Annotated in this window: 5 protein-coding genes and 2 pseudogenes; 3 read left to right on the top strand and 4 right to left on the bottom strand. The window is 65.3% G+C overall.

The window, feature by feature from the left end:
* Positions 1-201, bottom strand: a pseudogene (locus NMK34_RS30875) (hypothetical protein); the annotation flags it as partial.
* 166 nt (positions 202-367) lie between these two features.
* Here NMK34_RS30875 and NMK34_RS30870 point away from each other — a divergent pair.
* Positions 368-1,102 carry a hypothetical protein gene (locus NMK34_RS30870; RefSeq protein ID WP_318336479.1) on the top strand — a complete coding sequence of 245 codons (735 nt, stop codon included), beginning with the start codon at positions 368-370 and terminating at the stop codon, positions 1,100-1,102.
* A 315-nt stretch (positions 1,103-1,417) separates the two neighbouring features.
* Here the strand turns inward: NMK34_RS30870 and NMK34_RS30865 are convergent, their stop codons facing one another.
* Positions 1,418-2,713, bottom strand: coding sequence for a HEPN domain-containing protein (locus NMK34_RS30865; protein WP_318336478.1), 1,296 nt, complete (start codon positions 2,711-2,713; stop codon positions 1,418-1,420).
* Between the two features lie 299 nt (positions 2,714-3,012).
* On the opposite strand from NMK34_RS30865, the gene NMK34_RS30860 reads away from it, so the two are divergent.
* Positions 3,013-4,245, top strand: coding sequence for an IS701 family transposase (locus NMK34_RS30860; RefSeq protein WP_318336477.1), 1,233 nt, complete (start codon positions 3,013-3,015; stop codon positions 4,243-4,245).
* Positions 4,246-4,461: 216 nt separating this feature from the next.
* A complete protein-coding gene (locus NMK34_RS30855) occupies positions 4,462-4,827 on the top strand; it encodes a hypothetical protein (protein WP_318336476.1) in 366 nt (121 codons plus the stop codon).
* Between the two features lie 502 nt (positions 4,828-5,329).
* On the opposite strand, the gene NMK34_RS30845 is transcribed toward NMK34_RS30855, so the two are convergent.
* Together NMK34_RS30845 and NMK34_RS30840 are read right to left on the bottom strand one after the other, a co-directional pair.
* Positions 5,330-6,652: a ferredoxin reductase family protein gene (locus NMK34_RS30845; protein WP_318336475.1), complete on the bottom strand. Its 1,323-nt coding sequence runs from the start codon at positions 6,650-6,652 to the stop codon at positions 5,330-5,332.
* A 230-nt stretch (positions 6,653-6,882) separates the two neighbouring features.
* Positions 6,883-7,142, bottom strand: a pseudogene (locus NMK34_RS30840) (hypothetical protein); the annotation flags it as partial.

Genomic DNA, 7,142 nt, shown 5'->3' with positions numbered 1-7,142 from the left:
GTCGGCGTCGCGCCGCAGGTCGGTGAGGCGGCGCTGCAGGTCGTCGCCGTTGCGCAGGTGGGCCAGGGCGAGCAGGGCTTGCCGGCCGGGGTCGAGGCGTCGCCACCGAGACCGTTGCTGCTGGCGGCGGGTTCGGATGAGGGCGGCGAGGTGGTTCAGGCTGCGGGTGGACAACGGAATCGCGGCAGGGTAAGACAGCACAGCGAGGCTCCCGGTTGGGGCATCTGATCTTGGTCGATTGCTGTCTTACCGGGAGCCTCGTCCTACCTGGACACCGGCCTCCCACACCGCCCGTGACCTGCGCCGTCACGATGAAAATGGCTCATTGATGGACCGTCGGCTTACCCTCGCTCAGCATCGAGAGGTCTTGACCCTCTCGGGCTGGATCGCGCTTCTCGTCGGCTGCGTCGAGTACGACATGGGTCGGCGGAAGGCGGCGGAGGGCACCCGTAAGGCCGCGTTGTCGCTCGGCGAGGAAGCCGGCAACAGCGCAGTCTCAGGCTGGGCCTACGAGATGCGCGCTTGGTACGCACTCACGCAGGGTGATTACCGGGGTGTCATTGCGGCTGCCGAGGCAGGGCAGGCCGTCGCGTCTCGCGATGGTGCAGCGGTTCAGCTTGCGGCGCAGAAGGCCAAGGCGTGGGCACGCCTGGGCGACCGTCGCCAGGTCGAGATCTCACTTGATCACGGACGCAGACTGCTGGAAGCGCTGCCCTATCCGGAGGACACCGATCACCACTTCGTGGTCGATCCCGCCAAGTTCGACTTCTATGCCATGGATTGCTACCGCATCGCGGGCGAGGATCGCCTTGCCGAGATGTACGCCCACGAGGTCATCAAGTCATCGACCGACCCGAACGGCGAGGAGCGCAAACCGATGCGCATCGCTGAAGCGCGGGTGACCCTCGGTGTGACGGCCGCTCGGCAGGGAGATGTAGAGGCGGCAGTCGCGCATGGTCGGCGCGCACTCCAGGGCGATCGGAGGTCGCTGCCGTCGCTCCTGATGTGCTCACGAGAGCTGACGAGCCACCTGGCAAAGCAGTACCCGAAGCAACCGGAGGTAGCGTCTTACCTCGACCAAGTCCGAGCAATCGCTGTCTAAGAGTCCGCCTGCTCCAAGCCCGGATCGCTCTGCGCGGGCCGACGACCACCTACGCCAGGTCGGGGGCGGTTCCGATGCCACAGCCGAATGCGATCCGGTCGCCACACGTGCGTGCGCCCGACGGTCATGTCAGGCTCTGGCATCTGCCCACGCTTTCTGTAGTTGGTGACGGTAGAGATCTGGACGCCGAGGTAGGCGGCGACGTCGGATGTCGTCCACCACTCGGCGTCCTCGCCCGTCTCAGAGACCACGACACCATTGTGCATGCTGCGCAAGATGCTTCTCGCACCAGAGGGTGTCCCAGCGCAGGGTCGGCTAGTGCCGATCTGGGTTGACCGCTCTCTCCTGGACGTCGACACCACATCCAAGCACTCGAAGGAGATGAGCCCTTGCGACTTGCTCCAGTATTTGGCTCACCTCGTTCAAGTCTTGGATGGGATAGCCTCTAGTGCCGTGCGCCAAGTCGTTCCGAATGATCCTCAAACTATCCGCCACCCCCTGCGGGCGTCGCGGATCGTTTTGGACCGAGCGCAACAGAGCGGTCTCAAGGAGATCAGAAGAGACATCTACGGGGAGCGCCCCGATAAGGTCACGCAGGCAGGAATCGAGGCTGGAGAACGGCCTTTTCGCAAGGAATCTCTTGATGAACTGCATCGCCGGACCCGAGACGGAGGCTGTCGACTCAAGTTCTTGAACTACCTGCCTCCTCTTGTTGCTATGCTCCTCAGCTTTCCTTTCTGTCTCGCTTCTGTGTTCGTATCCGTGCAGTCCCTCCAACGCCTGAATAAGCAGTAGGTACTGGGCACGCGGATGCTGACGAGGAATCACAATAGATGAACCATAGGTCTCAATCAGAGGATGATGATCAGAGACCAGCGATTGCCAGCGTCGCACGAGGTCGAGCAAAGATAAGTCATCCCATTTGGTCGTAAAGGCAGGCTTGGTTCGGCTGACCTCGTTGCCGCGAGAGGCAAACGGATCCTGGGAGATGCCGAAGCCGTACACTTGGAGGCGTCGCTCCCGCGCTGGCATCCGATTGTCATCCGACTTGATTCCCACCGCGAGGAATGTCAACTGCTCCGAGCGGCCGCTTGCCAGGGAAACGAGCCGCTTTATCGGCTCCACCCAAGCCTTCAAGCACTCGTCTAAGCTTATGCGATCCGCAAGCTTGATCCACAGGGTCGGGCTGAAGGACATGCGGTAGAAGTACGCGTCCCCAATGCTGAGGGAAGCGTCATAGCTCAACTTCAACTCCGCTTCCGAGTCGGACCAAGACTGCTCGCTCTCCGGGTTCGCCTCCACAGTCCACGACCGGTTGAAGAAGCTGGCTCCACTGGTCGGAAAGGTGAAAGACTTCAAGGGGCCGACACCTGAGATTACGTCGAGGCCGGACACTTGAAGCTTGATGTCGTCGAATGTGAGCGGGTCGCCACTGTCTGACCAGTGACCAACGAGAGCGGCTCGGGCATCGATAGCCGCAGCATCTGGGTGCCAGCTAATAACCTGCGCATCGAGGAGGAGAACGTCGAGCCCATTCCTGAGTTCCCCACGCAACGTGGCGTATGAATACACCTGCGGAAAGCTGGCAGAGGTCTCGCCGTTCGAGGACACCTGATATTTCAACGGAACGTCGCCATAAGCGTTGCCTCGTGGGGGCCTGTCGGCAATTAGCTCTACATCGCCATCAACCCTCTTCGTCGTGCCGCCTTCTCCCGGGATAAGCCAGACGCATCGGTACTGATCCGGCTTAATACTCCAACGTCACTTGGCTTCGGCGTTGGGCGTGGTGTGGGCATGAAGACGGCCACCGCGTTGATCATCGATGGTTTGTGAGGACAACCGAAGATCGTGCGGTGGCCGCGTGCCACAGCGTAGACCTTGATCGGTGGCGGGTCACTCTGGACGAGGCGGTGGCGCGTGTCGCTGGCCGGTTCGTGCGGGCAGAGCCGCGCCGGACCGTCGGGCAGTTCGTGGAAGGGCTGCTGTCGGGCGTGGAACGCAAAACCTGCTGGTCGTTGGCGGAGCAGGCCGGTCACGCTGATCCGCAGGCGATGCAGCGGCTGCTGCGCACGGCGGTGTGGGACGCCGACGCTGTGCGCGATGACGTGCGTTCCTGGCTGGTAGAGCAGCTCGGGCACCCTGACGCGGTGCTGGTCACCGACGAGACGGGGTTCCTGAAAAAGGGCGTGTGCTCGGTCGGGGTGCAGCGGCAGTACACCGGCACCGCCGGCCGTGTAGAGAACAGCCAGGTCGGGGTGTTCCTGGCCTACGTCACCCCGCACGGGCGGGCGCTGATCGACCGCCGGCTCTACCTACCCGAGGCCACGTGGTGCGCCCAGCCCGAGCGTCTCGCCGCCGCCGGCGTGCCAGACGACGCCGAGTTCGCGACGAAGCCGGCCCTGGCCCGGCAGATGATCGCCGCCGCGTTGGACGCCGGCGTCCCGGCGGCATGGGTGACCGGCGACGAGGTCTACGGCGCCGACCCCGGCCTCCGCGCCGACCTCGAACACCGTGGCGTCGGCTACGTCCTGGCAGTCGGCTGCGACCGACGCGTGCACATCAACGACGGCCGGACCCTCATCCGCGTCGACGACCTCGCTGAGCGAATCCCCACCCGCGAGTGGCAGCAGCGCAGCTGCGGACCCGGGGCGAAAGGACCCCGCGACTACCTGTGGGCGTGGATCACCACCGCCACGAGGCGGGGTGAGCACCGGTGGCTGCTGATCCGCCGCAACCGCAGCACCGGCGAGCGGGCCTTCTACCTGTGCTGGTCCCCCCGACCAGTCCCGCTGCACACCCTCGTGCGAGTGGCCGGATCCCGGTGGAGCATCGAGGAGTTGTTCCAGACCGGCAAAGGCCAGGTCGGCCTGGACCACTACCAGGTCCGCGGCTGGACCAGCTGGCACCGCTTCATCACCCTGGCCATGCTCGCCCTGGCCGTGCTGACCATCCTCGTCGCCCAGCAACCCGACGCCAGCCCGGAGATCATCGCGCTGACCGTCGCCGAGATCCGCCGACTAATCAACGCCTTCGTCCTGGCCGCAGCACTACCACCAGAGCACACCCTGCACTGGTCGATCTGGCGGCGAACATCCCAAGCCCGAGCCCGCCGATCCCACTACCAACGCAGACAGGCCAAGTGACGTTGGAGTATTAGGAAACCGATGCTCTATCCCCTGAGCTACGAGGGCGCGAGTGGCCAGTGTAACGACCTGCGGGTCCACCCGCGTTGGCAGGGAGTGACCCACGTTGACCTGCACTGACCCGAACACCCGTCGCAGCCGACGACCACACGCCGACCATACCGGACAGGGCAATAAACAAGATCATTAACTCAGATTGGCCTGGAGCGGCACAGGTTGACCCCGGGTGGCCTCCGCTGGAGGAGCCTCCTCCACGAGGAGCAGGGCGACGCCGCCCCCGACTACCTGTTCCAGGAGATCAAGCAGCGGATCGCGGCCGGGCCGATCAGCTTCACCTGGTACGCCCAGGTCGCCCAGGACTCCGATGTCATCGACGATCCGGCCGTGGCGTGGCCCGACGACAGGCGTCGTGTACCCCTCGGCACGATCACCATCGACCAGGTCGGGCCGAACAGCCCGGAGGCAGACAAGGCGCTGGCCTTCATGCCGGGCACACTGCCACCAGGGATCGAGGTCGCCGATCCGATGCTCACGATCCGCAACGCGAGTTACCCGCACTCCTTCCAGGAACGCAACCGCTGATCGCCGGCCGCACCGCCCGCTGCCACATGGAGCGACACCCACCGGTCGGCAGAGGTCCCGCCGCAGGGGTGTGCGGGACGCCGTCCTCCACGTAGCCGGGGTCGTCGACCGCGAAGCCGTGCCCGACGCAGAACGCCACCAGGTACGTCTGCGCCTCCAGCAGACCCGGCCGGTCGCCCACCTCGGTCAGCGCGGGACGTGACCCGTGGGACGCGGTCTTCGAAGACTCGGCGTCTGATACGGCTTGGTTTCATAAGGGCGGGGCGGCTCAGATGAAGGCCCGCTTTCGGTGTCGTGAGGATCGGCACCGGTCGCGGTGAACAGCGATGCGGCGGGTAACGCTGGCGGCGCGGAACTCGTGGAGAATTCTGGGCTGCCGGCGTCCATGTCGCCCCAGTGAAGTAGGTGTGCGGCGTCGGCCAGCCTGGGTAGGGCGGTGATCGTTCTACCTCCGTGGCCGACGTCCCCGAGGCTGACGGCGCTGTCCAGGGAGTCGCTTTGATCAGCCGAGGCCGAAGCGCTCCGCATGCAGTTGCATGTTGGGTATTCCCAGCTCGCGCAGGCTCCGCAGAAGTGCCGTCGTCACCGCCGATGGACCACAGATGAAGACGTCGCGACTGTGGATGTCGGGTACGAGGGCTGCAAGATTGGCCCCCGACAGGGGTGGAGCAGATTGACGTGGGCCCGCCAGGACATGAAGTGGCGCATGGCGCTCCCGGCAGAGGTTGCGGACCTCGCCCAGCAGCGGGGCTGTCAGTTCCGATCGCACCCGATAGACCACCACGACTGAACCGTCGAGGTCATCGAGTAGGGCGCGCACTGGGGTGATCCCCACCCCGACGGCGATCAGCAGCGTGTCGCGCCTGGTCTTGGCCAGCCTGGTGAAGGCTCCGTAGGGCCCCTCAACGAGGGCTCTCGTCCCGGTCGGCATGGACGCGAGCCGGGCGCTCGTCGCTCCCGCTGCCTTGACCGTCAGCCGCAGGTGGTGACCGTCTGGGCGGGCCGACAGGGAGAAGGGGTTGGCTTGCCAGGCCGGGTTGAATCCAGGGAAGCGCCAGATGGCGAATTGACCGGCTCGGGCGGGAAAGCGGTCGAGTCTTCGGCCGTGCACGTAGATGGACACCGCGTTGCCTGCTTCTGGTACGACTGCTGCGACTCGGAAGCCGTGGCGGAGGTTGCGCCAGACGGGGATGATGATCCGACCGAAGAGCAGCAGGATTCCCACCGATGCCCAGGCACACCACCAGTAGACCGCTGCGAGGGCTGAGGCGGCGAACGTTGTTGTCTCCATCGCTTGGTGCAGAAGGCCGAGCACGAGTGCCAGGTACAGCAGCAGGTGAATGCCGTGCCACAGCTCGTAGGGTAGCCGGCGGCGCAGGTGCGTGATCGACGTGAGTACCACGGTGACGATCACCGCGCCGGAGGTGATACCCATTAGTGAGGCTGGAACTCCGGCAAGCGCGGAGAACGTGTCGAAAGCCGAGTCTCCGCTCAGGGTGGCGTAGCCGAACACCGCCAGAGCACCATGCAGCAGCACCGCGCCGAGTAGTCCTGTCCCGAGCCGGCGATGCCACCGCGTCAGACGGTCGGCGCCCAGCCTCGAGTCCAGCCAGGGCAGCCGCGAGATGAGTACGAGCTGCGCCATTGTCAGCAGAGCCGCGTGAACGCCGACGGCCTTGGCGATGGTCAACAGGGTGTTCTTGCCGGGGCCTGCGCTGATCAGTAGGGCATCGACGATGAGCACGTTGCCAGCGAGAACGGTTCCGAGAGCGAGCAGCGCCGCTCCGGCGGGAGGGACGATGCGCGATGAGTGTCGATAGGTCATCGTCTGTGCTCCAAGCGTGGACACGCGGGACTAGAGGCGGGCGCTCCCTGTGGCGACCAGTACGCCCTTGGGCGCCGGACGGTTCCCACTCGACCGCGGATGCCGGAAGACTCCGCCGGACATGACGACAATTCCGTCGATCAGTGTCGGCGTTCGGGGAGCGGCGCGAGACAGGCGGACAGGACGCGGAGAAGGATCGCCGCGGCTAGTACGGCAGCCGCCGTTCGGGATCATGGCTGAAGTTCGAGGTTGAGGCGGCGTGTGTAGTGGGCTCGTCGGGCGCGGGCTTGATGCCGTCGCCGCCAGCCTGACCAGTGCAAACGATGGGCGAGGTCGGTGATCGGGCGGATGAGGCAGGCGTTGATCAGGCGGCGAACCTCGTTGACGGTCAGCTTGATCAGTCCCGTGTCGGTGGGCTCGTCGTGGGCGGAGTCAGCGGCGCTGATTGTCAGCACGGCGAGGGCGCCCAGGCGCGCGGGGTCACCGGCCC

This window comes from Micromonospora sp. BRA006-A (genome assembly GCF_033433935.1).
In the GTDB taxonomy this organism is placed as follows: Bacteria; Actinomycetota; Actinomycetes; order Mycobacteriales; family Micromonosporaceae; genus Micromonospora; species Micromonospora aurantiaca.
This window is presented reverse-complemented; position numbering and strand designations above follow the sequence as displayed.

What these genes read in the sequence shown, in the direction of transcription:
- NMK34_RS30845 (WP_318336475.1), bottom strand. Translation starts at nt 6,652, where the DNA reads ATGACCTATCGACACTCATCGCGCATCGTCCCTCCCGCCGGAGCGGCG.